The organism is Thalassolituus hydrocarboniclasticus (assembly GCF_025345565.1).
Taxonomy (GTDB): domain Bacteria; phylum Pseudomonadota; class Gammaproteobacteria; order Pseudomonadales; family Oceanobacteraceae; genus Venatoribacter; species Venatoribacter hydrocarboniclasticus.
The window spans coordinates 1,187,668-1,214,666 of sequence record NZ_CP054475.1; the positions used below are offsets into that span (position 1 = coordinate 1,187,668).

Sequence of the window (26,999 nt, forward strand, 5' to 3'; positions counted from 1 at the left end):
ATAATTGACTCTGCATTAGCAATTGAGGAAAAGAAATGGAACTTAAAAAGAACTACCTGGCATTAGCCATTGTATCCGCTGCACTTGTTGGTTGTGGTGGCGATGACAACAAAAGCAATGGTTCTGATCCTGTCGCAAAAAGCTTTGTAAGCTGCGAAGGCGATGTCTGTACTCTGACAGGTACTATTGATGAGGACTATACCCTGACCGCTGACAAAACCTGGCTGCTGGACGGTCTGGTAAAAGTAGGTCGTGGTAACGTAGGTATTACGGCTGCTGACGTAGCCGGCCTCAAAGCTGATGGCGCTATTCTGACTGTTGAGCCGGGCACCCATGTACAGGGTCTGGATGATGGTGTTCTGATCGTAACCCGTGGCTCCAAAATTATGGCTGAAGGTACAGCTGCTAACCCGATCACTTTCAGCTCTGCTGCTGACGAAAACTTTGATGGTCTGGGCGAATGGGGTGGTGTAATCATCCAGGGCTTTGCTCCTCAGTACGGTGCTGGTAATACCGGTGCCTGTTACGGTGAAGGTACTGTTTGTAACGTACAGGGTGAAGGTGGTGTTGCTGTTGGTTTCTACGGTGGTAATGAGCCGGCGGATAACAGCGGTGTACTGAAGTACGTTCGTATTGCTGAAGCCGGAAAGGTTGCAGGTCCTAATAACGAAGTAAACGGTCTGACCCTGATGGGTGTTGGTCATGGCACCAGCATTGAGTACATTCAGGTTCACAATAACCTGGATGATGGTATCGAATGGTTCGGTGGTACTGTAAACGTTAAATACGCGGTTCTGACCGGTAACGATGATGACGATATCGACTTTGATACCGGCTGGAAGGGTAATGTGCAGTACGCGATCGTGCGTAAGGATGCAACCAAAGCAAACCCTAGTGGTACCAATGATCCGCGTGGTATCGAAGCTAACTCTTCTGATGCTGAATTCGTTCCACAGACAGAAGGCGCTCTGGCTAACATTACCCTGATCGGTGGTCCTGTTTCCAATGTTGGTGGCGAGCCTGCAATGCGTCTGCGCGGTGCCGTTAATGTACGTTTGTACAATAGCGTTGCCATGAACTGGGGCACCTGTGCACGCATCGACAGCGCTGTGACCGGTACTGAAGCTGGTACTGTACCATCCGATGTTTCTTTCACTAACGTGGTTGGCAGCTGCACAAACTTCTACCGTACCGGTAGCACCACGACAGAAGCTGGCACCGTTGGTAACCAGTCGCTGACTATGACTGACGCCGTGGCACTGACTTCCAGTTCTGTTACTGTCAGTGCGTGGGAACCTGCGGATAACGGTTCTGGTTTTGCCTTCGACAACACCAACTACGCAGGTGCCGTTGCTCCGGGTACCACTGCTGCAAATGCCTGGTGGGCTGGCTGGATTATTCCGGGCTCTCTGGATGGCGTTGCCACTCAGGCTAACCCTGCGGTTGCAGTAGCTGCTGAGTAATAAATAAAACGCATGCTAAAAACTGACGGCGCCTTCGGGCGCCGTTTTTATTTAATTTCCTGTACCTGCTTTACTCTCCGTCCTGTTTTTCTCGGCTCCTTGTATGCAGTCGCTCCCGCAATAAATGACACCCTGTCATAAAAATGCAGCCTTTCTGTCATGTAATAGAACTGTCACAGAACTGCAGTATCTTGCGCTCTGAATTTGGGGAGTCTGCGTCACGCAGACGAATTGAGAACAAAACAGGTAATACACATATGCCGATGCAACTGCGAACTCGCAACCTTCTGGCGGCCGCCATGCTCAGCGCAGGCGTGGTAATGGGTGCTTCTGCCGCCACGGTAGACGGTGCTCTGGATCAGGGCGTTAACCGCGCCAACAAAGCACAGCAATCGCAGCAGAAAATTGATTCTGTTGATAACAGTATCCGCGCTCAGGAGCGTGAATACCGTGGTCTGGTCAAAGAAATTGACGGCCTCAATGTTTACGTAGCACAGCTGAATAAGCAGCTGAAAGCCCAGCAGGATGAGCTGGCCAGTATTGAAGCCAGCATTAAAAACGTCACGCTGGTTGAGCGTCAGATCACGCCGCTTATGCTGCGTATGATTGATGCCATCGACCAGTTTGTGGCCGCCGATGTACCGTTTCTGGCCGAAGAGCGCAGCAAGCGCGTTGCCAACCTGAAAAATATGATGGGCCGTTCGGACGTAACCGTTGCCGAGAAATACCGCAAAGTAACAGAAGCCTATCAGGCCGAAGTCGATTATGGCCGCACCATCGAATCGTACCGTGGCACGCTGGATAACAACGGCCAGAGCCGTGAAGTGGATTTCCTGCGCGTGGGCCGTATTTCCCTGATGTATCAGTCACTGGACGGTCAGGAGCTGGGTGTATGGAACACCGCGGCTAATCAGTGGGAGCCACTGGACGCATCCTTTAAAAGCAAGCTGATGGCCGGTATCCGTATCGCCCGTGAACAGGCTGCACCGGATCTGATTAAAGTGCCTGTCGCCGCACCCGTTTCAGCACAGCAGGAGACTAAATAATGAAACTGCAATCTTTGTTTTTAAGTGCCGCTCTGGTGCTGGGTCTGAATACTCATGTTCAGGCGGCGGAGCCGGTCAGTGTTGATTCTCTGCTGAATCTGGTTAAACAGGGTCAGGCCCGTGACGATAAAGAATTCAAACAGCGTCTGGCACGTTTTAATCAGTCAAAAGCTGAGCAGGAAAAAATGGTTGCCGATGCGCAGAATGAGCGCACCCGTCTCGAGCAGCTGAGCGCACAGAAAGAAAAAGAATTTCAGCAGAACGAAACTGCAGTGGCAGAAGCTCAGGAGCGTCTGAATAACCGTCTGGGCAGTCTGAAAGAATTATTCGGTGTACTGCAGCAGGTGGCCGGCGATACCAAAGCGGTATTTGAAGGTTCTGTTATCAGTTCTGAATTACCGGGTCGAGAGCAGTTCCTGACCGATCTGATTAAAACCGCAGGTTCTTCTTCCAAGCTGCCATCCATTGAAGAACTGGAACGTCTGTGGTTCGAAATGCAGCGTGAAATGACCTACAGCGGCCGTGTATCCACTTACAACGCGCAAGTGGTACTGCCAAGCGGTGATACAACGGAAGAGCAGGTTATTCGTGTTGGCGGCTTTAACGTTGTCTCTGCTGATAAATACCTGAACTGGGATCTGGAAGCCGGTCGTCTGGTCGAGCTGGATAAGCAGCCTGGCAGCCGTTATACCGATCCTGCTGCCGAACTGGCTTCTGCCAATGGCACTGAACTGACCGGTTTCTGGATCGATCCTTCCCGTGGTCAGCTGCTGAAAATCATGGGTCAGTCACCAGAGCTGGGTGACCGTGTTGATCAGGGTGGTGTGGTTGGTTACATCATTATTGTTCTGGGTGCTATTGGTATTGCCCTGGCTCTGTGGCGCATGGTTGTACTGTACAGCGAAGCCGGAAAAATCCGTGCACAGATGGATAACGACACGCCAAACGAAAATAACGCTCTGGGTCGTGTAATGGCTGTATTTAATGCCAATAAAAATGCTGATACCGAAACCCTGGAACTGCATCTGGGTGAAGCAATCGCCGCGGAAATTCCACGTTTAACCCGTGCCATTGGCTGGATCAAAATTATTTCCGTGGTTGCGCCATTGCTGGGTCTGCTGGGTACGGTGACCGGTATGATCGATGTATTCGAAACCATGTCGCTGTTCGGTACCGGTGATCCGAAACTGATGGCAGGTGGTATTTCTCAGGCACTGGTAACAACGGTTCTGGGTCTGGTAGCGGCAATTCCTTGTGTGTTCCTGCATACCTTAACCAACAACCGTTCACGTGAACTGATGATGATTCTGGAAGAACGCGCCACCGGTATTCTGGCGCGTCAGTCCGAACAGCAGACCAAACCTCAGGCAACAGCGGCGTAACCCATGATGTTCGGTGAATTGTACGAACCGGTATATCTGTTTATGGAGCGTGGAGGCGACGTCCTCTACGCCATCTTCGGACTGATTTTTATCCTCTGGTTACTGGTACTCGAACGCGCCGCTTATTTTATGTTCTCGTACCGCCCGGCTCTGGCCGCCGCGGTACAGGAATGGGAAGCGCGCAGTGAGCGCCGCTCCTGGCATGCGCATCAGATCCGTCAGGATCTGATCAGCCAGCTGAACATTAATTTAAGCGCCAATATGAGCACCATCAAAATGGTGATTGGACTGGCGCCACTGTTCGGCTTACTGGGAACGGTAACGGGCATGATTGAAGTATTTGATGTGATGGCATTTCTGGGGAACGGCAGTCCGAAAGCCATGGCCTCCGGTATTTCCAAAGCCACCATTCCAACCATGGCCGGGATGGTCGGCGCACTGACCGGGGTATTTGCCCAGTCACTGCTCGAACGTTTTATCAAGCGCGAAAAAATTCGCCTTGAAGACCAGTTAACTTTTGACCACTAATTGGAATTAATAGTATGAGACGTGGTTTTTCGAATTTAACCCCGCAGGCAGAAGAAGGCGAAATCGACATTACGCCGATGCTGGACGTGGTATTTATTATGCTGATTTTCTTTATCGTAACGGCCTCGTTCGTTAAAGAATCCGGTATCGAAGTCAACCGTCCGGATGCCAGCACAGCGCAGTCCAAACCGCGTGCCAATATCCTGATTGCCATTAACGACATGGGTGAAATCTGGATTAACAAACGCAAAGTTGATGAAAGCCAGGTACGCGCCAATATCGAACGCATGCACGCTGAGAATCCGCAGGGTACTGTCGTTATTCAGGCCGATGAGGAAGCCAAAACCCGTCAGCTGGTAGCGGTAATGGACGCTGCCCGTCAGGCCGGTGTTTATGATGTATCACTGGCGACTGAGGAGCGCTGATCATGCAATCCAGCTTGCTACGCTTCGGCGCTGCGCTGGCGGTTGCAGCCGTCGCTACCTTTGCGGTGTTCTGGATGATGCAGAGCCTGATCAGCACCGGAGGATCGGTGCTGAACGAACAGGACTTTGGCCGCATTCAGAGCTTCGTGATGGATAAGCCAGACGACGAAGTCCGCACCAAAGAGCGCAAGCCACAGAAGCCACCAACGCCGCCGGCCGAACCACCAAAACCGGATATGCCGCGCCCGGACATGGCACAGGCAAATACCGATGGTTTTGATATCGGTGGATTTGATCTTGGCGCCGATCTTAACGTTGATGCCGGACTCGGTGGCGGCAGTGGTGATGGTGAATTTTTACCGATCGTAAAAGTTGCACCTAATTATCCGCGCCGTGCCGCGCAGAAAGGTATTGAAGGTTATGTGGTGGTGGAATTCACCGTAACCACGCTGGGTACGGTGACCGAGCCGCATGTTATTGAAGCCGATCCGCCGGGTATTTTTGACCGTGAAGCGATGGCGGCGGTTACCAAATTCAAATACAAGCCGAAAATCGAAAACGGTAAAGCCGTTGAGGTAAAAGGCGTACGCAACATTATCCGTTTTGAACTGGATAAGAGTGGCAGATAACAGGAGTCCTTTATGACGAATGCTATGAAACAACCCGTTGCTGTGCTGATGACTGCGGTACTGGCCTATGGCGCAAGCATGCTTGCGCCAGCGGCTGCCTGGTCGCAGAGCAAGGATCAGCAGGCAGAAGCGCAATCTTCTTCTGCAGAAAAGAAACGTGTACGCCGTGCTCAGACTTTACGCCCGCATATCTATAAAAAGCTGGATGCTGCACGTGCGTTGTCTGATGAAAAGAAATATGCCGAAGCCATTGAGGCGCTGAATGCGGTTGAGAAAATCAAACGCAACAGTTACGAACAGGCGATGACACACAATATGTTCGCCTATGTGTACTTTAATCAGGAAGATTACACGAACGCTATTGGTGCCTATAAAAACGTCGTTGCCACCAAAAATATTCCGGAAAGTCTGGAGCAAACCACACTGTACAGTCTGGCTAAGCTCTACCTGATTCAGGAAGATTATAAAAATGCACTGGCTGAACTGAATAAATGGTTCGCAATGGTTGAAAAACCGAATGCTGAAGCTTTTATTCTGCGCGCACAGATGCAGTTCCAGCTGGAGAAATATCAGCAGGCGCTGCCGGATGTGAAAAAAGCCATCGCCATGACCAAAGAGCAAGGCAACCAGCCAAAAGAAAACTGGCTGCTGCTGGAGCGTGCGGTGTACTACCAGAACAAAGATTTCAAAAATCTGGCGCGCTGTCTGCAGGATCTGTCGACCCTGTACCCTAAAGCCCAGTACTGGGTGCAACTGGCGGCTGTTTACAGCGAACTTGGCCAGCCGCTGAAAGAACTGGCGGCGCTGGAAACCGCACACGAGCAGGGTTTGCTGAGCAAAGAAAGCGAGCTGGTGAATCTGGCGCAGGCTTTATTAGGGCAGGAAATTCCGTATAAAGCCGCTGCCATTCTTGAAGATGGCATGAAAGACAAAAAGATTGAAACCAGTGCTAAAAATCTGTCTTTGCTGGGTGATGCCTGGATGCTGGCGAAAGAATACGACAAAGCCATCGTGGTCATGGCCAAAGCAGCCGAAGCTTCGCAGGCCGGTAAAGATTTCTACAAGCTGGCGCAGATTCATACCGAACGTCAGGAATGGAAGCTGGCACTGAATAACGTCGATAAAGCGCTGAAGCTGGGTAAGCTGCAGCAGCCTTCTTCGGCCTATATTCTGAAAGGTCTGATTCTGTTTAATCTGGATGATCTGGCGTACGCACGCGACAGCTTTGAACAAGCGCAGAAGTTTGCCGAAGCAGAAAAAATGGCTGACCAGTGGTTACGTTATATCGACGGCGAACAAAAGCGCCGTGAATATATGGCTGCCAATACTTAACATCAGACGGTGTTAAAAAAACAGGGGCTTATGCCCCTGTTTTTATATACGTTGTTTTATCGGCAACAACTTACTTCTTCTTCGGCGTCCACGCCCACACCATGGTGGCTTTAACGGTTTCGGTACCGCTGCCATCGGTGATTACAACCGGCACTTCGATATCGCCTTTTTCGGTGTTCTTCACATAGTCGAGCTGCTCATCGCTGAAGCTTGCCACCGCTTTCATATCGCCGCTGGCACGTTTGAGGTATTCCAGCTGCATGGAGCGGATAACAATGATGCGGTCATCGGGTACGCTCATGCCGGTCATAAAGCCAGTGGCCGACTCGGCCAGCAGACCCATGGCGGCGGCGTGCACACTGCCGATATGGTTCTGCACCTTCTTCTTGTTGCGCATAACGATCACGCATTCCTGCGGGGTCAGTTTTTCTACGCGGGTGCCGGCGGTGCCAGCGAAAGGAATCACCCGGCCCATCACCAGTGACAGTGCCTTGGCGCGCCAGGCGACCGGCAGTTTATTCACTTTACTGACCACAGTGCTGAGTCGGTTAGGGCGGTTTGCTTTATCTGTGTTTGCCATAGCTGGGTTCTTCGGTATTGGTTATAAAGGCGCGCAGTGTAGAGTGGCTGGCCTGTGTTGAATATGGCCGAAATGACGCTGTGCGGCTATCCGGTTCCGGTATTATGGCCTGTTCCTGAGGCTCTGGCCGGTACTGTCCTTTCTGTACTGGTACCTTTGTGCTGTTATCTGCGATGCCATAAAACAAAAACAAAGCTGTAACATGGTGCCATTATGCTATGGCGGTTCTCACAATGTTGTTCTCATCGCTGATAAAGGAGATACCTATGAAAAAAATAATGCTTCCCGCGTTGTTGGGCTCTGTGGTCGCCGCTCAGGCACTGGCCATGTCGGAAACCCCGGATTCGCTGCCGGATGTGGGTACCGTCAACAAGACCGTGCGTTTTATCGCCATTGGCGATATGGGTACCGGTGCTGATGGTCAGTACAAAGTGGCTGCGGCGCTGGAGTCTGTGTGTGCCGAGCGTGGTTGTGATTTCGCCATCGGACTGGGCGATAACATTTATGAAGCCGGCGTGGATTCGGTATCGGACATCCAGTTTCAGACCAAATTTGAAGATCCGTATAAAAACCTCGACTTCCCGTTCTACATGACGCTGGGCAACCACGATAACTCCTGGTTATTCGGTGGTGACGGTCTGGATAACGATAAAGGTGATATTCAGGTGGATTATCACTACCAGCAGAACCGCCCAAGCAATAAGTGGCAGATGCCGGCGCGTTACTACACCTTCTCCGCGCCGTTAAACGAAGAGCAGCCTCTGATTAACTTCTTCTCCCTCGATTCCAACCCGCTGGCCGCCGTGGGCGATGCTGATGCTGAATACTGGCAGCTGCCGTACAAAAAGACTCAGGCAGAATGGATTGACCGTGAGCTGAATAACGCTTCCGCACCGTGGAAAATCGCTTTCGCCCACCATCCATTCCTGTCTAACGGTAAACACGGTAATGCCGGTATGTATGACGGCTTCCCGGGCGCCGGCGTGGTGTATTACGACATGCTTAAAGATCACGTCTGTAACAAAGTGGATGTGATGATTGCTGGCCACGACCATGAGCTGCAATTCCTCAAACCTGCTGATAAGTGCGGTAAAACCCTGCATATGGTATCCGGCGCCGGTGCTAAGAGTCGTGAATTCAAAGATACCGAGCGCAACGCCGCTTACTGGCAACAGGATAATATTCTGGGCTTCTTTTATATCGAGATCGCCGGCGATGAGTTCCGCGCTACGTCCTATACCGTTGATAAAGTCAGCGGTGAAGTGACCCGTGCCTTTGATAAAACCCTGACCCGCCAATAAACCGGGCGTTAGTGCAATAACGCATAATCCGCTGCTATTGGTATAGCAGCGGATTTTTTTTGCCTATGCTTTGATCATAATCCGGCAAATGCCGGCTGCAGATTTAACATGGAGAATCATTATGGATGTAATCGCAACGCAGGATCTGAAAATACTGATCACAGGTGGCGCCAGTGGCATTGGTGCCGCTACCGCCAGACTGTTAGCAGGTGAAGGTGCTCAGGTATTGATTGCCGATGTGCAGGACGATGCAGGAAATGCTCTGGCTGAGGAACTGGGTGCACGGGTGCGTTACCGCCATCTGGATGTGGTCAGCGTTACCGACTGGGAGCAGGCAATCGCTTTTGCCGAAGCAGAATTCGGCGGCCTGAACGCACTATTCAATAATGCCGGAGTCGTGGGTTTCAGTGGTGCAGAAAACAGTTCGCCACAAGAGTTTAAGCGCGTAACCGATATCAATTTGTACGGTGTGTTTCTCGGCATTCATTGCGTCACACCGGCGCTGAAAAAAGCGGGGGGCGGGGCCATTATCAATACCTCATCCACGGCGGGTTTGCAGGGGTATGGCGGTCTTGCCGGTTATGTTGCCAGTAAATGGGGCGTACGCGGACTGACCAAGGCCGCGGCGCTGGACCTGGCGCCATATAATATCCGCGTGCTGTCATTGCACCCGGGGCCAATACGCACTGCCATGACCGATGGCTTGCCCGATAATATTGCTCAGGCGCAACCCATTCCCCGTTTTGGAGAGGCGCTTGAGGTCGCACGCATGGCACGCTTTATGTTGACCGAAGCCACCTATTCTACCGGCAGTGAATTCGTTATTGATGGCGGTGCCGTAACCGGGCAGGTACTGTCCTGGGCGGACGAATAAACGTCGTTATCGTATGTTGTCAGAGCTGCTCAGTATATTGTCAGGGCTTTGCTCTTCGCAGTAAGTAAGCTCTGACAGCGCCGCTTTCCGTCAGGAAATACCCAGGCATTCTTCAGATTAAAACAACAGGAAAGCGACTCCGGAGATCTGCTGTATTGTTATTGCTGCGGATGAAAGAATGTCATTAAGGATAAGCAGAGGCCCGATTAAATCAGGCCTCTTTTAGCGCAAAAAATTCTTGCCCGGATTACTCCGTAACGGCAATAAAACGGCTGTATAACTCTGCCGTTTCAGCCGGAATTTCGACCATCGGTAAATGACCAATTCCCGGATAAATTTTTACCTGTGCCTGTGGCAGCTTTTCTTTGAATACCTGTGCGGCTGATACATCCAGTACGCGGTCTTCCTCTCCCCAGATAATCAGCGTTGGCATGGTGACTTTTTCGCTCAGCTGTTGTTCAAACTGGCTGGCTGCCAGCTCTTCGCGGGTAGCGAGCATATCGCTGAATATTTCGCGGTTAATACCTTCGCGGGCGATGGTTTTACGCACAACCACCGGACGCAGCGGCCATGGCAATAGTGGTGGTTCACTCATGACGAAATTCCAGCGGTATTCAAAACTTTCTTCGTCGGTAGCGATTAACGGATTTTTGCCTTCGGCCAGCGCCTGCATATATTCGCTTTGCTCTGGCGCATCAACACCGGCAGCATCAATTAAGGTCAGGCTGAGAATCTGTTGCGGATAGCGGGTGGCATAAATGGCACTGATGGCACCGCCCATGGAGTTACCGGCAATATGGAATTGTTCAGCGCCCGTCGCAGCCATCAGCTTATGCAGGCGTTCAGCCTGGCGGATTAAATTATAATCCTGAGTTGATGGTGCCGGGGTGTCACCGTGACCGGCCAGGTCGGGAATAACCAGGTGATAATCCTGTGGCATTTCAGCGGCAAATTTCAGCCAGGTATCTTTGTTGGCAGAAAAACCATGCAGCAATAAGACGGTTGGCCCTGTGCCCTGACGTTCCAGATAACGCATTTCCACATCGCCGGTATCGGCCTGTTTCAGGGTCAGGTCGGCGCTGCTGCGGGCCAGGTTAATGGCTTTGTCATAAATCACTTCCTGCTGACTGGCCGAGCAGCCGCTCAACATTAATGCTGCGAAGGTCGTGGCGCCGATAAGCAAGCGGGTGGACGTCTGAAACATGGCTGAGATAGGCCGCATAAAAAATACCTGTAATTTTATTATTGAAAGACGCTGGTTCAGACCGTTCTGGCACTGTCCTGCAGACGTTTGATCAGTTGCAGGGCGTGCTGCAGGGCGTCTTCGATCTGGGCTGGCGGCAGAACATGGTGAGGCCGGCAAAGCAGCAGGATGCCATCTGCCCATTCAATGTGAAGGTGAGGATGCGCCAAAAGCCAGTCGCAGACCTCTGGTTTCAGTAAGGCCCACAGGCGTTCGCCATTCTGGCTGTGCAGCTGCCACTGGCGCAGCAGCAGGGGTTTTTGCTGTGCCGTTAATGAGGCGAGCTTCTTGTGCTGGCTTTCGGAAAACACATCTTCCTGCAACCAGCGCTTGCGACAGATGCTGAAGGCACTGGCCTCGGGCAGCGGGCAGGGCAACAGAATAACGGTCTGAGTCGACGCACCTCCGGCCCCGATCAGGCTGTAATCAAACAGATTAAGGTAGCGGCTGTCATCGTTCTCCAGTTGCCCTTCAAGCAGATGACGGAAATGGCGGAACTGGCCAATATCCAGCAGCTGAAAGTGCGCGTCGCGGATACGCTGGCTGAGTGAGGCATAAGGCCGGTAAGCCAGTTTCAGCTGATCAGCCAGAGCCGATAATTCACTGCCTCTGCTACCTCGGTCGACTAGCATCAGCAGCAGTAACAGGCCGATAATGGCGGCAATTATGATCAGACTCAGTAACGGCGTCATGCTGGGTGTTCACTCTGGCGTACGGTTGCTTTCCGTGTGAGTGTAACACTCCTGTATGATGCGCGTACGGCAGCCGGATTGTCTGCCGGTTCTGCGCTGACTGAGCATTATCAGAGCCTGTTTAATAAAGATGAGCAGGCCCTGGGAACATTCAAGGAGACTGTTTTGACTGTTGAATCCCCGGTTTTGTTTGACACCCTGACGACCCGTTCTGGCCATAAGATTGGTGTTCTGACCCTGAATGCCCCAAAAGCCATGAATGCTGTCGATCTGACCATGGTGAATCTGATCGACAAGCAGCTGAAGCGCTGGGAAAAGAGCGACAAGCTGGTGGCGGTACTGATGCGTGGTGCCGGTGATAAAGCCTTCTGTGCCGGTGGCGATATCCGTCAGCTGTATGACAGCATGCAGGCCGAAGGCGATGAGCATTGCCGTTATGCCGACAATTTTTTCAGCGGCGAATATGGCAAAAACTACCGTGTTCACCTGTTTTCCAAGCCGCTGATTGCCTGGGGAAATGGCTTTGTCATGGGCGGTGGCTTAGGGCTGTTTATCGGCGCTAATCACCGCGTTGGTACTGAGACACTGAAGCTGGCCTGGCCGGAAGTCCGCATCGGTCTGTTCCCGGATGTTGCTGCCACCTGGTATCTGTCACGTTTGCCATATCCGGCGGGTCACTGGATGGGGCTGTCCGGCAGCCATATGAATGCCGTTGATTGCAAAGACCTGAAACTGACTCACTATTGCCTGCAGCACGCCCAGCTGGATGAGGTTCTGGCGCAGCTGCGTCAGCAAAACTGGAGCGATAACCAGGCCGAAAACCATTATTGCGTGCGCTCTCTGTTGCAGCAGCTTGAAGGCTCAGCAGCGGCGGAGATGCCGGCCAGCCAGCTGCAGTCGGTGCGGGCCGAACTGAATGAGCTGTTTGCCTGCGACGATCTGAGCAAAATAGCCGCGCGTTTTGCGGCGCACAGCACAGACAACGCCTGGCTGCAGCAGGGACTGAATAACTTTAAAGCTGGTTGTCCGGCAACGGCACATCTGATTATGGAGCAGTTGCACCGCGGCAAGCAGATGAGTTTAAAAGAGGTGGTGCAGTGGGAGCTGGTGCTGGCCTATCAGTCGGTGCGGCATCCGGACTTTGCCGAAGGCATTCGCGCCATGGTGGTGGATAAAGATTTCAGCCCGCGCTGGCAGCACGCTCATGTGGATGATGTGCCGGCCAGCTGGATTGAGGCGTTGCTGGAATCTCCCTGGCCGCAGGATAAGCACCCGCTGGCCGGTATTTAGTTGGCACTCAGCGCAGCGCGTTTTGCGTGGCTTCGGCTTCTTCAGTCAGTTCCTGCCATTGGGTAACTTCATCGTCGGCATCCAGTCCCAGGCGCTGATAGGAACCCAGCTCACTGCGCTTGATCCGTGCCAGCGGGTGATCGCTGCCGTCGTAGCTTTGCAGCGTGGCAACCTGGATCAGGTCGCAGTAATCCGCACTGTCGGCCTGATGCTGCAGATTCAGATATTCTTTCGGTACATTGACCAGATCCGGTGAAAACTCCCAGCTGCGCAAAATATAGCTGCCCAGAGACGGATGCAGTTTTTCCAGTACCAGATCCAGTGAGAAGCTGTCGTTGAGCAGGTCGCTGTGATTTTCGGCATAAGCCAGAATCGGCAGCATACCGATCTGATGTACTAGTCCGGCGAGCATGGCCTGATCGGGCTGCAATTTAGTGAAATGCCGTGCCAGCACCTGAGCCGATGAGGCGATCTCCATGGCCCGTGCCCAGCATTCGCGCATGCGTTTATCAATAATGTCGTGGGTGGCCTGAAACATCTGCTCCATGGCCAGGCCGATGGCCAGATTACTGGTGAAATCGATACCCAGGCGCGAAATAGCGGTGCCAAGGTCGGTGACCGGGCTGTTGGCGCGAATTAACGGGCTGTTGGTTACCTTGATAATGCGCGCACTGAGCGCCGGGTCCTGAGCGATGATCTGACTCAGCTGGGGAATGGTGGCGTTGGCATCTTCTGCCACTTCGCGTACACGTAAAGCAATCTCGGGCAGGGTGGGCAGCACCAGTTCGTCCTTCTTGATCTGGGCTACGATATCGTCTTTTACCTGTTGTGCCAGGTTGCTCATGGGCCGGCCTCTTAAGCGCTCCGGCCCTGTGGCCGGATCAGTTGTCTGTGATGGCAGGATCAGCGTCGCTGTTATTCTGCTCAGTTGTGCCTTCAGTATAGGAAAGACGGGCGAGAGTGACGGGAATTTCCCCGGCTTTTATGCCGCTTTCCGGCCAGTCACTGTTCATTACCGCCAGGCCAAGGCGGCCGCACCAGGCGGCAATGTCGCCCAGCGTCTTACCGTTACTGTCCTGTAGCGGTGTCATGATGCCGATAACTTCATCCTGCGTTGTGCTGACGGCGACCAGATTCTTTTTGCTTTTGCCCAGATACTGCAGACGCGCCACGATCTCCTGACCGGTATAGCAACCTTTGCGGAAGCTGATGCCCTCATGGATATGCCAGTCGATAAACTGTGGCACCCAGGCTTCGCGGCTGGCTTCTTCGACCCAGACAATGCCTTCGGCAATGTCGCCCAGCCACCATTGCTGCTCGGCAATAAGTTCCGGGGCCTGTTGGAGTTGGGCGTTGGCTTTTTCTGCTGGCAGCCAGTATTCAACGCGGCCATCCGGCCAGTGCAGGGTCAGGCTGTTATCACTGCTGTCGTGCTGCAGCAGGCGGCCATCGCTCAGGCTGTCAGGGTTGTCGTCGTACGCAGACAGCTTGGCAGGCACATCGGCAGGTACGTCGGCAGTAACCAGCCAGTCGTCCAGATGTTCTGTCATGGCAACCTTAAAAAACACCGCGTAGCGTGCCAGATGCTGGCGTAGCGCGCTGACCTGAGCCCGAGGCAGGCGCAGCCAGACGCTGTCGCCATGGCGGGCAATCACAAAGTTCGCCACCATGCGGCCTTTGGCAGTACAGCAAGCGCCCAGAGTCCAGCGGTCTGCTTTAAGGCTGGTCATATCGCAGGTTAATTGTCCCTGCAGAAAGCGTTCACTGTCCGGGCCGCTGATTTCCAGCAGGGCAAAGGCGGAAAGCCAGGTCAGCCCCTGTGTGGCAGGTTGCTCCGGGATGAACCCCTGCGGGTCAATTTGGCCGGGAAGTACGATGGATGCTTCAGACATAATGAATACGGGTCTTGTGTCGGTGATAACAATATGGCCGCAGTTTACTGCAAATTGGTCATACTCTTAACGTTGCAGATTGTGTGGCTATCGGGCTTATACCACCGTCGGGATAGCGGTATCCGCTGCCAGCTTTGATATACTGCGGTTTTATCACCGGCGTGGCCGCACCCTGCGACTGCTGCCGTTTACCTTCTGTTGTTTACTTTTATTGTTTATCTGGGAGTTCCGAGTGTCTGACGAAATTGAAGCAAAACGCGTCCGCTGGCATAGCCGCCGGGGCATGCTGGAGCTGGACGTATTACTGGTTCCTTTTGCCGAAGAAGCTTTTACCGGCCTGAGCGCGGACGATCAGGCCCGCTACCGTCAGCTGCTGGAATGTGAAGATCCGGACCTGTTTACCTGGTTTATGGAGCATCAGGTTCCGGATAATGCCGATCTGGCTCGCATTATTGAACTGGTGCGGGAGCATGCCCGCAACCGCTGAGTGGGTACTGCAGTCATCGCGCCGTCAACGCTGGCTCGATGGCGTCTTTCTGTTGTTTTCCCTGCTGATTCTTGTCTGGCTGCTGCCGTTTTTGTGGTGGTTATGTGCGGCATTTTTCCTGTTGGTTCTGACAGCCTGGGGCTGGCGCCAACCTGTGGTGCGTAAACTCGGTTATGACAGCCGTGGCTGGTGGTTTGAGTATCGTGGTCGCAGGCTGCCGGTGCGCTGGCGCAGTGGCAGTGTAAGGCGGGCGGATGTGCTGATACTGGAGTGGTCGTTCTGGCCCTGGCAGCGGCTGATGATCCGGCCTGACAGCCTGAGCAGTGCGGAGGATTACCGCCGCCTGACGGCGGCGTTATATAACGATCTGCACTGATGCTCCGGGTTTGAGCGGGTTCAGATCCGGGCAGAGCCAGCTCAGAGTTCGCCCAGTTCTTTCAGATATTTAGGCGTCAGCACGGTATCGAAGGCGCGTGGCAGCGGTTGCGGATAGTCACGGCTGAAATGCAGGCCGCGGCTTTCTTTGCGCAGCAGTGCCGAGCGGATGATCACGTCGGCCACATCCACCAGATTGCGCAGCTCAAGTAAGTCATTACTTACCCGGTAGTTGCTGTAAAACTCCTGAATCTCCTGCCGCAGCATCTGCACCCGGTGCTTGGCGCGCACCAGACGTTTGGTGGTGCGTACAATGCCAACGTAGTCCCACATAAAGCGTCGTAACTCGTCCCAGTTATGGGCAATTACCACGTCTTCATCGGAATCAGTCACCTGGCTGGCATCCCAGGCCGGCGCCTTGGGGGCCGGTTCGTTACGGTCGATATTGGCGGCAATATGCGCCGCGGCGGAGCGGGCAAACACCAGGCACTCAAGCAGCGAATTGCTGGCCAGGCGGTTGGCCCCGTGCAGACCGGTGCTGGCGGTTTCGCCGATGGCATACAGGTTTTCGATATCGGTGCGGCCATGGATATCGGTTACCACGCCACCACAGGTGTAGTGCGCCGCCGGTACCACCGGAATCGGCTGGCGGGTAATGTCGATACCCAGTTCCAGACAGCGTTCATAAATAGTAGGGAAGTGCTCTTTGATAAAGTCAGCCGGTTTGTGGCTGATATCGAGGAACAGGCAGTCAGCACCGATGCGCTTCATCTCATGGTCGATGGCGCGGGCGACGATATCCCGTGGTGCCAGTTCGGCGCGTTTATCGAAGCGCTGCATAAAGCGCTGGCCGTTGGGCAGCAACAGCTTGCCACCTTCACCGCGCACCGCTTCGGTAATCAGGAAGGATTTGGCCTGCGGGTGATACAGGCAGGTCGGGTGGAACTGATTGAATTCCATATTGGCGACGCGGCAACCGGCGCGCCAGGCCATGGCGATGCCATCGCCGGAAGCGCCGTCCGGATTACTGGTGTACAGATACACCTTGCTGGCGCCACCGGTGGCAAGCACCACCGAGCGGGCGGTAATGACGTCGACATCGCCGGTATCGTTATTGAGGAAATAGGCACCGATACAGCCATGACCGCCGCTGCCGAGTTTTTCGCGGGTGATCAGATCAATGGCGATGTAGTTCTGCAGCAGCTTGAGGTTGGGCTTTTCTTTCGCCCGTGCCAGCAGCGTATCGGAGATGGCATGGCCGGTCGCATCGGCGGCGTGAATGATGCGCCGTGCGCTGTGGCCACCTTCGCGGGTCAGGTGAAAATGATCCGGACTGTCCTGGGTAAAAGGCACGCCGATATCAATCAGCCACTGGATGGCTGCGGTGGAGTTTTCCACGGTAAAACGCACGCTGGGTTCATGACACAGACCGGCACCGGCGATCAGGGTGTCCTGCACGTGGGCTTCAACACTGTCGTCTTCATCCAGCACCGCCGCCACGCCGCCCTGGGCCCAGCGGGTGGAGCCGGCATCCAGGCTGTCTTTGCTGATGATGGCGGCATTGATGTGATCAGGCAGCGACAGACCCAGCGTCAGGCCGGCGGCACCGCTGCCAATAATAAGAACATCGAAAGAGAAAGATTGGCTCATGCTTTATTGTACGTATCAAAGTGGTGGGCACTATAATGCCGCCGCGGTGGCTTATGCCAGTGCCGGACGGGCCATAACGGACGCTGTACGGGGAAGAACTTTCCGTCCGTCATCGGCCACATTTGCCAGCCATGATACACTCTGGCGGAACTAATCCGAACAAATCCCCTCTATCCTCCCAGAACCAGGTCGACACACTGGCATACAGGAGGCTGGGTAGATGAGCTTAGCAATGGCTGTAGAGACACAGCGCACGACAGCGGAAAAAAGCATGACAGATCAACAATCTACAGATCGGCAACTGGTTGCCCGCGTACAGAAGGGCGACCGGCGCGCGTTCGATCTGCTGGTCATCAAATATCAGCACCGCATTCTGGCGCTGGTCGGACGCTTTGTGCCCGACTTTGCTGAAGCTCAGGACGTTACTCAGGAAGCCTTTATCAAGGCCTACCGGGCGCTGCCCGGCTTTCGTGGTGAAAGTCAGTTTTATACCTGGATGTACCGCATCGCAGTGAATACGGCAAAAAATTATCTGGTCAGCCGTGGGCGTAAAACACCGACCCGCGATATTGATCTGGATGATGCCGAGTTTTTTGCTGACGAAGCTAACATGAAAGATATCGAAACTCCGGATGGTCTGCTGCAGCGCGATCAGTTGCAGAAAGTGGTGTTTGACGCCATCGAAGCCCTGCCGGAGGAGCTGCGTATGGCGGTAACCCTGCGTGAGCTTGAAGGTATGAGCTATGAAGAAATTGCCGAGGTGATGGAATGTCCGATCGGCACCGTACGGTCGCGTATCTTCCGCGCCCGTGAAGCCATTGACCGCAAAATGCAGCCACTGCTGGCCGATACCGCCAGCGCCATTGCCTGACCGGGAGGATAGCAACCGATGAATGAACGCATGAACGAATCCTTATCCGCCCTGATGGACGGTGAAACCGACGAACTGGAAGTCCGCCGTTTACTTAATCAGCTCGAGCAGGACGATGAACTGCGCGGTACCTGGCAGCGTTATCAGATGATTGGTTCACTGATGCGCGGTGAGCCTGCCGCGGCTGTTGATCTGTCACGTGGCATTATGCAGGCGCTGGATGGCGAGCCGATGGATGAAGTGAGCCGTCCACAGCCGGTCGCCGCCAGCAGCCACCGCTTCCGCTGGCTGGCCTCCACTGCCGTTGCTGCATCGGTGACGCTGGCAGTGCTGGTTGGCGTACGTATGAATACGGCCGATCCTGTGGCACTGGTCGCCGAACAGCAAACGCAGGCGCCAGCGCCGGTGCAGCTGGCTTCCGCACCGGTACAGGCACTGTCCGAAGCGGATGCGGCACAGCTTGAAGCTGCCCAGCGTAAACTGCAGGAGTACGTGCTGCAGCATACCGAACAGGCCACCATGACCGGTAGCCGCGCGGCTATTCCTTTTGCCCGTGTGGTGGATTTCCAGCAACCTGCTGAGGGCAGCAAATGAGGGCAGGCAGACTACTGCTTACCCTGAGTTTCAGTCTGCTCGTGCTTAGCACGCAGGCTGAGGAAGGCGCCCGGGGCTGGCTGGAACGCATGACCCAGGCCTTTCAGCAACAGAATTACCGTGGTGTGCTTATGTATGGCGACGGCCAGCAATGGCAAACCCTCGCCATCACCCACGCAGTCATTGATGGTGTGGAGCAGGAAAAACTGCAGCACCTTACCGGCCTGCCGCGCAAAATGGTGCGTCATGGCCATGACATCGTCTGCATTCATCCCGGCGATCACTCTCCACGCCTGAACAGCGAACTCAGCAATCCATTGCACGGTTTTTCCCGGGTAATGGATGTTGATGGCCAGTACCACTTTACTTTAGGTGGCGTTGAACGCATTGCCGGCCGCTTTGCTCAGCGGCTGCAGGTAACGCCTGTGGATGCCGACCGCTATGGTTATCAGCTCTGGCTTGATCAGGTTACCGGTCTGCTGCTGCGCTCTGATCTGCTGAATCATCAGCAACAGGTGCTGGAGCGTTTCCAGTTTGCCCAGATTGAAATTGGGGCTGACATCCCGGCAAGCGCCTTTGAGCCTGATGATCAGGGACATAAACTGACTCTTTACCCTGTTTCCCCCGACCATGAGCAGATCAGTACGGCCGGTATTGGCTGGTTACCTGGTTGGGTTCCGTCTGGTTTTCATATTACGGCAGTGATTCAGGCCGGATCGCCGCAGCCGCAAATGGCGGCTGAACAGAATAATGAGTCAGTTAAGGCCATGAGCAAACTGCCGGTACGCCTGATGTACAGCGATGGTCTGGCGGCGTTTACCCTGTTTATTGATCCGGTCAGCCAGGAGCATCTGCCGGAAATGACCAGCCGCTGGGGCGCAACAGCAGCGGTTGTGCGCTATCGTGATCATTCCGCCAGCGCGGATGATGGTGACAGTCCGGGGCGCTTACGGGTGACGGTAGTCGGTGAATTACCGGCCGATACTATGATCCGTATCGCGACATCGGTCATTCCCGCAACACTGGCAGAACAGAATACCGACAGCGTAAACAGCGCGCTTTCCGCGGCAGAGGAATAAGCAGACGATGAGTCAGGAAATCGTTGAAGTTATAGAGCAGGGCGATGGCGGTATCTGGGTTGAAGCCGTACAGCGCAGCGCCTGCAACAGCTGTAATGCCCGTTCTGGTTGTGGCCAGCACAGCCTGAGTAAGCTCGGTCGGCCGATGCGCCTCTGGGTGAGTACTGAACAGAAATTAAAACCAGGTCAGCAGGTGGTGCTGACGCTGCCCGACGGTAGTCTGGCACTGAGTGCACTGGCTATGTATGGCTTGCCCTTACTGGGCCTGATTGGCGGCGCGGTTATCGGCCAGCTGAGCGGCGGTGATGGCTGGGCCGGTGTGGCTGCACTCGCCGGGCTGGCGGGCGGTTTTGCTCTGGCACGCAGGCTGGCGGCACGCTACGAGTCGCAATGGCAGCCGGCTTTGCAGCCTGGTTGTGAACGTATCCCTATGATCCACTCAGAACACGTTTGAGCAAGGAAAAACCATGACACAGATGATCCGTATGTTAGTGCTGCCTCTGCTGTTACTGGCCTCTGTGGCCCGGGCGGAGTTACCCGATTTCCGTGACCTAGTGAAGGAAACTTCGCCGGCCGTGGTCAATATCAGTACTGTGCAACATATGCAGAATAACGGCTTTCAGCAGCGTTATGGTCTGCCGGAAGATGTGCCGGAAATTTTCCGCCACTTCTTCGGTGCGCCGGGGCAGGGCCCTCGTGGCGGTGAACAGGAGCGCGCATCGCTCGGCTCCGGTTTTATCGTTTCCAAAGATGGCTACATCCTGACGAATAATCATGTGATCAAGGATGCTGACGAAATTGTTGTGCGTCTTAATGATCGCCGTGAGCTGGAAGCCAAACTGATTGGTGCCGATGAAAGCTCTGATCTGGCATTGCTGAAAGTTGAAGCCAAGAATCTGCCAATCGTAGAACTGGGCGATTCCGATGCGCTGGAAGTGGGCGAATGGGTTGTCGCTATTGGTTCACCTTTTGGTTTTGATTACTCGGTGACCGCCGGCATTGTCAGTGCCAAAGGCCGCAGCCTGCCGAACGAAAACTATGTGCCTTTTATCCAGACTGACGTGGCCATTAACCCGGGTAACTCCGGCGGTCCGCTGTTTAATCTGGATGGCAAGGTTGTGGGTATTAACTCCCAGATCTACACCCGCTCCGGTGGTTTTATGGGCGTGTCCTTTGCCATTCCTATCAATGTGGCCATGGATGTTGCCGATCAGCTGAAAGAAAAAGGCAAAGTCAGCCGCGGCTGGCTGGGTGTGGTGATTCAGGAGGTCAGCAAAGATCTGGCAGAATCCTTTGGTCTGGAAAAAGCAGCCGGTGCGCTGGTCGCACAGATTGTGCCTGGCAGTCCGGCGGAAGCGGCAGGCCTGAAAAATGGCGACATCATTACCCACTTCAACGGCAAGTCGATTTACCTGTCGTCCGATCTGCCGCATCAGGTTGGCCGGGTGAAGCCGGGCAGCAGCGTGAAGCTGGACGTGGTGCGCAACGGTAAGCGTAAGAAAATCAACGTGACCATTGGTGTACTGCCGGATGGTGATGGCGCCGAGCTGGCGCTGAATAATGCCAGTCCGAAAGAAAGCACCAGTAACCGTCTGGGTGTGGTGGTCAGCGAGTTGTCTGATGCGCAGCGTAAAAGCGTCGGTGATGGCGTTGTGGTGCGTGATGTGAAACGTGGTCCGGCGGCCTTTGCTGGCCTGGTCAACGGTGACGTTATTACCATGATTGCCGGTGAACCGGTGCGTAATATGGATGACTTTAATAAGGTCGTTGCCAAGTTGCCGGCCAACCGCAGTGTGCCGATGCGCATTGTGCGCCGCGGCGCGGCGATGTTTATCCCGCTGCGGATTACCGAGTAATTGCAGCAACAGACAAAGCCCGGCACTGGCCGGGCTTTGTCGTTTATGGCTGTCGGCCAACATAAGCTGTGTCAGATTGCGTACAAAATAGCCTTTGCCCCGCCTTTCAAGTAAAATCGCCCACCATTTCAATTAACAACCGGGTTGTATTCTGTGAGCCAGCTGGACCACATTCGTAACTTTTCCATCATTGCCCATATCGACCACGGCAAATCCACTCTTTCAGATCGTTTTATTCAGGTATGTGGCGGCCTTTCCGACCGGGAAATGCAGGCGCAGGTACTGGATTCGATGGATATTGAGCGTGAGCGTGGCATTACCATCAAAGCCCAGAGCGTGACGCTGGACTATAAAGCCCGCAATGGTGAGGTTTACCAGCTGAACTTTATTGATACTCCGGGACACGTGGACTTCAGCTATGAAGTCAGCCGTTCGCTGTCGGCCTGTGAAGGGGCGCTGCTGGTGGTGGATGCTGCTCAGGGTGTTGAAGCCCAGTCGGTCGCCAACTGCTATACCGCCATTGAGCAGGGGCTGGAAGTTCGCCCGGTTCTGAACAAGATGGATCTGCCGCAGGCCGATCCGGATAAAGTCGCACAGGAAATCGAAGAGATTATCGGCCTGGATGCGACCGATGCCGTGCGTTGCAGCGCCAAAAGCGGCCTGAACATCGAAGATGTGCTGGAAGATCTGGTGGCTAATATCCCGCCGCCGGAAGGTGACCCGGATGCCCCGTTGCAGGCGCTGATCATCGACTCCTGGTTCGATTCTTATCTGGGCGTTGTCTCCCTGATCCGGGTGAAAAACGGCAGCATCAAGAAAGGCGACAAAATCCGCATGAAGTCCACCGGCCGTGACCACCTGGTGGACGGCATTGGTATCTTTACGCCGAAAATGACTCCGACCGGTGAACTGGGTACCGGTGAAGTGGGTTATATGGTCGGCAGCATCAAAGATATTCACGGTGCGCCGGTGGGCGATACCATCGTCAGCGCGAAATTCCCTGATGTCGATGCATTACCGGGTTTCCAGAAAGTGAAGCCGCAGGTGTATGCCGGTCTGTTCCCGGTATCTTCCGACGATTTTGAAGCCTTCCGCGATGCGCTGGAAAAACTGTCGCTGAACGATGCGTCGCTGTTTTATGAGCCGGAAAATTCCGATGCACTGGGCTTTGGTTTCCGCTGTGGTTTCCTTGGCATGCTGCATATGGAAATTATTCAGGAGCGTCTGGAGCGCGAATACGACCTCGACCTTATTACCACTGCACCGACGGTAATTTACGAGGTGGTGAATAAAAAAGGCGAAGTGCTGATGGTGGATAACCCATCAAAGCTGCCTGATCCTGGCGTTATTGATGAAATGCGCGAGCCGATTGCCGAATGTAATATTCTGGTGCCACAGGAATATCTGGGTAACGTGATTACCCTGTGTATCGAAAAACGTGGTGTGCAGGTGGATATGCAGTACACCGGCACGCAGGTGGCGCTGAAATATGAAATTCCGCTGGCCGAAGTGGTGATGGATTTCTTTGACCGTCTGAAATCGGCCAGCCGTGGTTTTGCCTCACTCGATTATAACTTTACCCGTTTCCAGGAAGCGCCGCTGGTGCGTCTGGATGTACTGGTTAACGGTGAACGCGTGGATGCGCTGGCGGTGATTATGCACCGTGATAACGTTCGTCGTCGTGGTGCGTCGCTGACCGAAAAAATGAAAGAGCTGATTCCGCGGCAGATGTTCGATGTAGCGATTCAGGCGGCCATGGGTAATCAGGTGGTTGCCCGGACCACGGTAAAAGCGCTGCGTAAGAACGTAACCGCCAAATGTTATGGTGGTGACGTCAGCCGTAAGAAAAAACTGCTGCAGAAGCAGAAAGAAGGTAAAAAACGAATGAAACAAATCGGCAGTGTGGAAATCCCACAATCTGCCTTCCTAGCCGTTCTGAAAGTGGATGATTAATATGCGTCGTCAGCGTGGTCTCTCAATCGTATCGATTCTGGTTGTCTTGTTTGTGGGTATTCTTCTGGTTAAAGGAGCCATTACCCTGATCCCGATGTACTGGGATAACAAACTGATCGGGACCATTCTGGAGAGTGTGCCGAAAGACCGGGAATTCAGTCTTGATATGCGGCCTAAAGACTTTCAGCGACTGCTGGAAGCGCGGCTGCAGGACAATAATATTAAAGCCAGTCTTGATGATCTGAAAATCCGTAAAGGAAACCAGGGATTCACTCTGGACTGGACCTATGAAGCCCGTGATACCTACCTCGGGAATATCGATATGGTGGTTCGCTTCCAAGTGCAAAAAGATTTTACTCAGTGAATAATCCCCTCGTTAAATTATCTCAGCGCCTGGGCTATAACTTCCGCGATGAATCGCTGGTTATGCTGGCGCTGACACACCGCAGTAAAGGCATCAGTAACAATGAGCGGCTGGAGTTTCTCGGCGACTCTATTCTGAATTTTGTCGTCGCTGAAGATTTATACCGCCGGTTTCCTCAGGCTAAAGAAGGCAAGCTGAGTCGCCTGCGCGCGCGCATGGTAAAAGGCGAGACGCTGGCGGTGATTGCCCGTGAATTTGATCTCGGTGATTTTCTGTTACTCGGCTCAGGTGAATTAAAAAGTGGTGGTCACCGTCGTGAATCCATTCTGGCCGATACCGTTGAAGCCTTAATTGGTGCCATGTATCTGGACTCTGGCCTGGACGTCGCCCGCGAGCGCATTCTGTCCTGGTACGCTACCCGTCTGGATGCCTTAACGCTGGAAGATCCGATTAAAGATCCGAAGACCCGTCTGCAGGAATACCAGCAGGGGCGTAAATCCAGCCTGCCGAAATATGAAGTCCTGAGTGTTGAAGGCCCGACCAACGAGCAGGTATTTACCGTCGAGTGCCGCATTCCTGAACTGGCTGATGCCATTGTTGCCCTGGGCAGCAGCCGCCGTGGTGCCGAGCAAAGCGCCGCCGCTCAGGTTCTGACTATACTGGGCATTGATGAATCAGCAGAGCCTGCGCATGACGCAGGAGAGGAAGAATAATGACACAACGTACCGGCTATGTAGCCATCGTTGGCCGCCCGAATGTGGGCAAATCCACACTGCTGAACCGCATCCTCGGGCAGAAATTATCCATTACCTCGCGTAAACCGCAGACTACCCGTCACCAGATTTTAGGCATCAAAACCGAAGGGGATGTGCAGGTCGTTTATGTCGATACCCCGGGAATGCATAAGCATCAGGAAAAAGCGATTAACCGCTATATGAACAAAGCGGCAACCACGGCCGTAAAAGACGTGGACCTGATTCTGATGCTGGTTGACCGTACACGCTGGACCGAAGAAGACGAGATGGTGCTGCAGGCCATTAAATCCCAGCGCGCTCCGGTGGTTCTGGTGGTGAATAAAGTCGATTTTGTGCGCGAAAAAGAAGAGTTGCTGCCCGTGCTGCAGGAACTCAGCAGTCGCCACAATTTTGACCAGATTATTCCGGTCAGCGCCAAAACCGGCCATAACGTTGAACGGCTGGAAAACCTGATCGAAAGCTATCTGCCGGAAAACCAATACTTCTTTCCGGAAGATCAGATCACTGACCGCAGCTCACGCTTTCTGGCGGCTGAACTGGTGCGTGAAAAAATCATGCGTCAGCTGGGCGACGAGCTGCCTTATGCGATGACGGTTGAGATCGAAGAGTTTGTGCACACCGGTACGTTAATCGAAATCAGTGCTCTGATTCTGGTGGAGCGCGCTTCGCAGAAAGCCATTGTTATCGGCGATGGTGGTTACCGTATCAAGCAGATTGGTCAGGAAGCCCGTAAAGATATGGAGCAGCTGTTCGACTGCAAAGTCATGCTCAAGCTCTGGGTTAAAGTCAAAGCCGGCTGGTCCGATGACGAGCGTGCCCTGCGCAGTCTGGGTTACGACGACCGCATCGGTTAAGCCATGAAGACGCTGTTTGTACTGCAGCGTCAGCCCCTGCGCGAGCAGGAATGGCTGCTGGACATCTTCAGTGCAGAGCAGGGACGGCTGAGTGTGGTTGCCGGTCGCAGTCAGCCACAGCCCGACCTGCATCAGCGCTATCAGGGTGACTGGGCCCGTGCCGAAGACTGGCCACAGTTACGCGGCTTGCGCAGTCTGCAGCGTTACACTCTGCCGGGACAGCATATCTACTGCGGTCTGTATCTTGCTGAATTACTGGTGCGGCTTCTGCCACGTCACGATCCTCAGCCGGAACTGTTTCTTACCTACGCCAGAACCCTCGAAGGCCTGCAGCATCCCGGTTTGCCGGACCCCTGGTTACGCCTGTTTGAATATCAGCTGTTACAGGCGCTCGGCTATGGTTTCTCCTGGCAACAGGATCGGGATGGACGACCGGTCAATGCTGCTGAATTCTACCGATTTATTGCCCGCGAAGGCTTTGTGCGTGCGGATGCTTCCGTCGTTCCGGCGCAGAAGCAGCCGTTGTTCTCCGGTGAATATTTACTCGAGCTTGGACAAGGCCGGGCGCAGCGGCCACAATGCTGGGCGGCGGCCAAGCAGGTGCTGCGCTGTGCGCTCGAAGACCTGCTGGAGCGGCCACTGATCAGCCGCGAACTGTTTCAGCCGGGCCGCTAAATTCATCAGTATTATTAACATCATTCAGTAATGCCTGTTCAGACAAGAGGGAAGTCCCTGTGAAAAATGCTCAACGCGTCCTGCTGGGCGTGAATATCGACCACGTTGCCACCCTGCGTCAGGCGCGCGGCACCATTTATCCTGACCCGGTACAGGCGGCGTTTCTGGCCGAGGAGGCCGGTGCAGACGGCATTACCATTCACCCGCGGGAAGACCGTCGTCATATTCAGACCCGTGATGTGTATGTGCTGGCCGAAACCCTCTCCACCCGTATGAATCTGGAAATGGCGGTTACCGATGCCATGCTGGAACTGGCTGAGGAAGTTTGCCCGCCCTGTACCTGTCTGGTGCCGGAAAAGCGTGAAGAGCTGACCACCGAAGGCGGTCTGGATGTGATCGGTCAGGAAGCCCATATCCGTGCGGCGGTTGAGCGTTTGCAGGCGATTAACAGTGAAGTATCGCTGTTTATCGATCCGGATTTTGCCCAGATCGATGCCACGCTGCGTGTTGGCGCACCGGTGATTGAACTGCATACCGGCCGTTACGCCGATGCCAAAACCGAAGCTGAGCAACAGCTTGAGCTGAAGCGTATTCAGGAAGCGGCCGCCTATGCCCATGAGCGTGGCCTGATTGTGAATGCCGGCCACGGCCTGCATTACCACAATGTGGAAGCCATCGCCGCGATTCCCTGCATGAACGAGCTGAACATCGGTCATGCCATTGTTGCCCGCGCATTATTTGTCGGTCTGAAAGAAGCGGTACGCGAAATGCGTGATCTGCTGGCTGCGGCCACGCAGCGTGGCTGAAGG

Annotated in this window: 29 protein-coding genes; 23 read left to right on the forward strand and 6 right to left on the reverse strand. The window is 54.1% G+C overall.

The window, feature by feature from the left end:
• The first annotated feature begins 35 nt into the window (after positions 1-35).
• The 7 genes from HUF19_RS05250 (at position 36) to HUF19_RS05280 (ending at position 6,805) form a co-directional block, all read left to right on the forward strand.
• Positions 36-1,463: a beta-helix domain-containing protein gene (locus HUF19_RS05250; RefSeq protein WP_260998810.1), complete on the forward strand. Its 1,428-nt coding sequence runs from the start codon at positions 36-38 to the stop codon at positions 1,461-1,463.
• A 263-nt stretch (positions 1,464-1,726) separates the two neighbouring features.
• Positions 1,727-2,509 (forward strand): DUF3450 domain-containing protein, encoded by a 783-nt coding sequence (locus tag HUF19_RS05255; RefSeq protein ID WP_260998811.1) that lies wholly within the window; start codon positions 1,727-1,729, stop codon positions 2,507-2,509.
• Complete coding sequence (locus HUF19_RS05260) at positions 2,509-3,891, forward strand: MotA/TolQ/ExbB proton channel family protein (protein ID WP_260998812.1); 1,383 nt, start codon at positions 2,509-2,511, stop codon at positions 3,889-3,891. Before HUF19_RS05255 ends, HUF19_RS05260 begins: the two co-directional genes overlap by 1 nt.
• A 3-nt stretch (positions 3,892-3,894) precedes the next feature.
• A complete protein-coding gene (locus HUF19_RS05265) occupies positions 3,895-4,419 on the forward strand; it encodes a MotA/TolQ/ExbB proton channel family protein (RefSeq protein WP_225691511.1) in 525 nt (174 codons plus the stop codon).
• 14 nt (positions 4,420-4,433) lie between these two features.
• Positions 4,434-4,844 (forward strand): ExbD/TolR family protein, encoded by a 411-nt coding sequence (locus HUF19_RS05270; protein ID WP_145469144.1) that lies wholly within the window; start codon positions 4,434-4,436, stop codon positions 4,842-4,844.
• 2 nt (positions 4,845-4,846) lie between these two features.
• On the forward strand, positions 4,847-5,473 hold the full coding sequence (locus HUF19_RS05275) for an energy transducer TonB (RefSeq protein WP_145469145.1): 627 nt from the start codon (positions 4,847-4,849) through the stop codon (positions 5,471-5,473).
• A gap of 12 nt (positions 5,474-5,485) precedes the next feature.
• Positions 5,486-6,805 carry a tetratricopeptide repeat protein gene (locus HUF19_RS05280; RefSeq protein ID WP_260998813.1) on the forward strand — a complete coding sequence of 440 codons (1,320 nt, stop codon included), beginning with the start codon at positions 5,486-5,488 and terminating at the stop codon, positions 6,803-6,805.
• Positions 6,806-6,875: 70 nt separating this feature from the next.
• On the opposite strand, the gene HUF19_RS05285 is transcribed toward HUF19_RS05280, so the two are convergent.
• Entirely contained in the window at positions 6,876-7,385 is a 510-nt protein-coding gene (locus HUF19_RS05285; RefSeq protein ID WP_145469149.1) for a DUF4442 domain-containing protein, read from the reverse strand.
• Positions 7,386-7,651: 266 nt separating this feature from the next.
• Between HUF19_RS05285 and HUF19_RS05290 the strand changes: the two genes are divergently transcribed.
• Positions 7,652-8,686: a metallophosphoesterase gene (locus HUF19_RS05290; protein ID WP_260998814.1), complete on the forward strand. Its 1,035-nt coding sequence runs from the start codon at positions 7,652-7,654 to the stop codon at positions 8,684-8,686.
• Positions 8,687-8,807: 121 nt separating this feature from the next.
• The gene (locus tag HUF19_RS05295; RefSeq protein WP_260998815.1) at positions 8,808-9,560 is read left to right on the forward strand and encodes an SDR family oxidoreductase; all 753 of its coding nucleotides are present in this window, start codon (positions 8,808-8,810) and stop codon (positions 9,558-9,560) included.
• A 247-nt stretch (positions 9,561-9,807) separates the two neighbouring features.
• Here HUF19_RS05295 and HUF19_RS05300 read toward each other — a convergent pair whose 3' ends face one another.
• Positions 9,808-10,782 (reverse strand): alpha/beta fold hydrolase, encoded by a 975-nt coding sequence (locus HUF19_RS05300; RefSeq protein ID WP_260998816.1) that lies wholly within the window; start codon positions 10,780-10,782, stop codon positions 9,808-9,810.
• Positions 10,783-10,820: 38 nt separating this feature from the next.
• Positions 10,821-11,495, reverse strand: coding sequence for a hypothetical protein (locus tag HUF19_RS05305; RefSeq protein ID WP_260998817.1), 675 nt, complete (start codon positions 11,493-11,495; stop codon positions 10,821-10,823).
• Between the two features lie 165 nt (positions 11,496-11,660).
• Here HUF19_RS05305 and HUF19_RS05310 point away from each other — a divergent pair, with 165 nt between their 5' ends.
• Positions 11,661-12,785 carry an enoyl-CoA hydratase/isomerase family protein gene (locus HUF19_RS05310; RefSeq protein ID WP_260998818.1) on the forward strand — a complete coding sequence of 375 codons (1,125 nt, stop codon included), beginning with the start codon at positions 11,661-11,663 and terminating at the stop codon, positions 12,783-12,785.
• Positions 12,786-12,792: 7 nt separating this feature from the next.
• On the opposite strand, the gene HUF19_RS05315 is transcribed toward HUF19_RS05310, so the two are convergent.
• Together HUF19_RS05315 and ygfZ are read right to left on the reverse strand one after the other, a co-directional pair.
• A complete protein-coding gene (locus HUF19_RS05315; RefSeq protein WP_145469158.1) occupies positions 12,793-13,629 on the reverse strand; it encodes an HDOD domain-containing protein in 837 nt (278 codons plus the stop codon).
• A 37-nt stretch (positions 13,630-13,666) separates the two neighbouring features.
• Positions 13,667-14,677 (reverse strand): CAF17-like 4Fe-4S cluster assembly/insertion protein YgfZ, encoded by a 1,011-nt coding sequence (ygfZ, locus tag HUF19_RS05320; RefSeq protein WP_260998819.1) that lies wholly within the window; start codon positions 14,675-14,677, stop codon positions 13,667-13,669.
• Positions 14,678-14,909: 232 nt separating this feature from the next.
• Here ygfZ and HUF19_RS05325 point away from each other — a divergent pair, with 232 nt between their 5' ends.
• Both HUF19_RS05325 and HUF19_RS05330 read left to right on the forward strand, forming a co-directional pair.
• On the forward strand, positions 14,910-15,164 hold the full coding sequence (locus HUF19_RS05325; RefSeq protein ID WP_145469160.1) for an FAD assembly factor SdhE: 255 nt from the start codon (positions 14,910-14,912) through the stop codon (positions 15,162-15,164).
• Positions 15,148-15,540, forward strand: a complete 393-nt coding sequence (locus HUF19_RS05330; protein ID WP_260998820.1) for a hypothetical protein — start codon at positions 15,148-15,150, stop codon at positions 15,538-15,540. The genes HUF19_RS05325 and HUF19_RS05330 overlap by 17 nt, the downstream gene beginning before the upstream one ends.
• Before the next feature lie 41 nt (positions 15,541-15,581).
• Here HUF19_RS05330 and nadB read toward each other — a convergent pair whose 3' ends face one another.
• Complete coding sequence (gene nadB / locus HUF19_RS05335; RefSeq protein ID WP_260998821.1) at positions 15,582-17,189, reverse strand: L-aspartate oxidase; 1,608 nt, start codon at positions 17,187-17,189, stop codon at positions 15,582-15,584.
• 271 nt (positions 17,190-17,460) lie between these two features.
• On the opposite strand from nadB, the gene rpoE reads away from it, so the two are divergent.
• The 11 genes from rpoE to pdxJ all read left to right on the forward strand — a co-directional run bounded on the left by rpoE (position 17,461) and on the right by pdxJ (position 26,996).
• Positions 17,461-18,060 (forward strand): RNA polymerase sigma factor RpoE, encoded by a 600-nt coding sequence (gene rpoE / locus HUF19_RS05340; RefSeq protein ID WP_145469163.1) that lies wholly within the window; start codon positions 17,461-17,463, stop codon positions 18,058-18,060.
• A gap of 18 nt (positions 18,061-18,078) precedes the next feature.
• On the forward strand, positions 18,079-18,654 hold the full coding sequence (locus HUF19_RS05345; protein ID WP_260998822.1) for a sigma-E factor negative regulatory protein: 576 nt from the start codon (positions 18,079-18,081) through the stop codon (positions 18,652-18,654).
• A complete protein-coding gene (locus HUF19_RS05350) occupies positions 18,651-19,733 on the forward strand; it encodes a MucB/RseB C-terminal domain-containing protein (protein ID WP_260998823.1) in 1,083 nt (360 codons plus the stop codon). Before HUF19_RS05345 ends, HUF19_RS05350 begins: the two co-directional genes overlap by 4 nt.
• Before the next feature lie 7 nt (positions 19,734-19,740).
• Complete coding sequence (locus HUF19_RS05355) at positions 19,741-20,187, forward strand: SoxR reducing system RseC family protein (RefSeq protein WP_260998824.1); 447 nt, start codon at positions 19,741-19,743, stop codon at positions 20,185-20,187.
• Positions 20,188-20,200: 13 nt separating this feature from the next.
• Positions 20,201-21,589: a DegQ family serine endoprotease gene (locus HUF19_RS05360; protein WP_260998825.1), complete on the forward strand. Its 1,389-nt coding sequence runs from the start codon at positions 20,201-20,203 to the stop codon at positions 21,587-21,589.
• A 153-nt stretch (positions 21,590-21,742) separates the two neighbouring features.
• The gene (lepA, locus tag HUF19_RS05365; RefSeq protein WP_225691527.1) at positions 21,743-23,542 is read left to right on the forward strand and encodes a translation elongation factor 4; all 1,800 of its coding nucleotides are present in this window, start codon (positions 21,743-21,745) and stop codon (positions 23,540-23,542) included.
• 1 nt (position 23,543) lies between these two features.
• Positions 23,544-23,906 (forward strand): DUF4845 domain-containing protein, encoded by a 363-nt coding sequence (locus HUF19_RS05370; RefSeq protein WP_260998826.1) that lies wholly within the window; start codon positions 23,544-23,546, stop codon positions 23,904-23,906.
• Complete coding sequence (gene rnc, locus HUF19_RS05375; RefSeq protein WP_260998827.1) at positions 23,903-24,619, forward strand: ribonuclease III; 717 nt, start codon at positions 23,903-23,905, stop codon at positions 24,617-24,619. The genes HUF19_RS05370 and rnc overlap by 4 nt, the downstream gene beginning before the upstream one ends.
• Positions 24,619-25,515 carry a GTPase Era gene (era, locus tag HUF19_RS05380; protein WP_260998828.1) on the forward strand — a complete coding sequence of 299 codons (897 nt, stop codon included), beginning with the start codon at positions 24,619-24,621 and terminating at the stop codon, positions 25,513-25,515. Before rnc ends, era begins: the two co-directional genes overlap by 1 nt.
• Before the next feature lie 3 nt (positions 25,516-25,518).
• On the forward strand, positions 25,519-26,190 hold the full coding sequence (gene recO, locus HUF19_RS05385; RefSeq protein WP_260998829.1) for a DNA repair protein RecO: 672 nt from the start codon (positions 25,519-25,521) through the stop codon (positions 26,188-26,190).
• A 59-nt stretch (positions 26,191-26,249) separates the two neighbouring features.
• Positions 26,250-26,996, forward strand: a complete 747-nt coding sequence (pdxJ, locus tag HUF19_RS05390; protein ID WP_225691531.1) for a pyridoxine 5'-phosphate synthase — start codon at positions 26,250-26,252, stop codon at positions 26,994-26,996.
• The last annotated feature ends 3 nt before the right edge of the window (positions 26,997-26,999 follow it).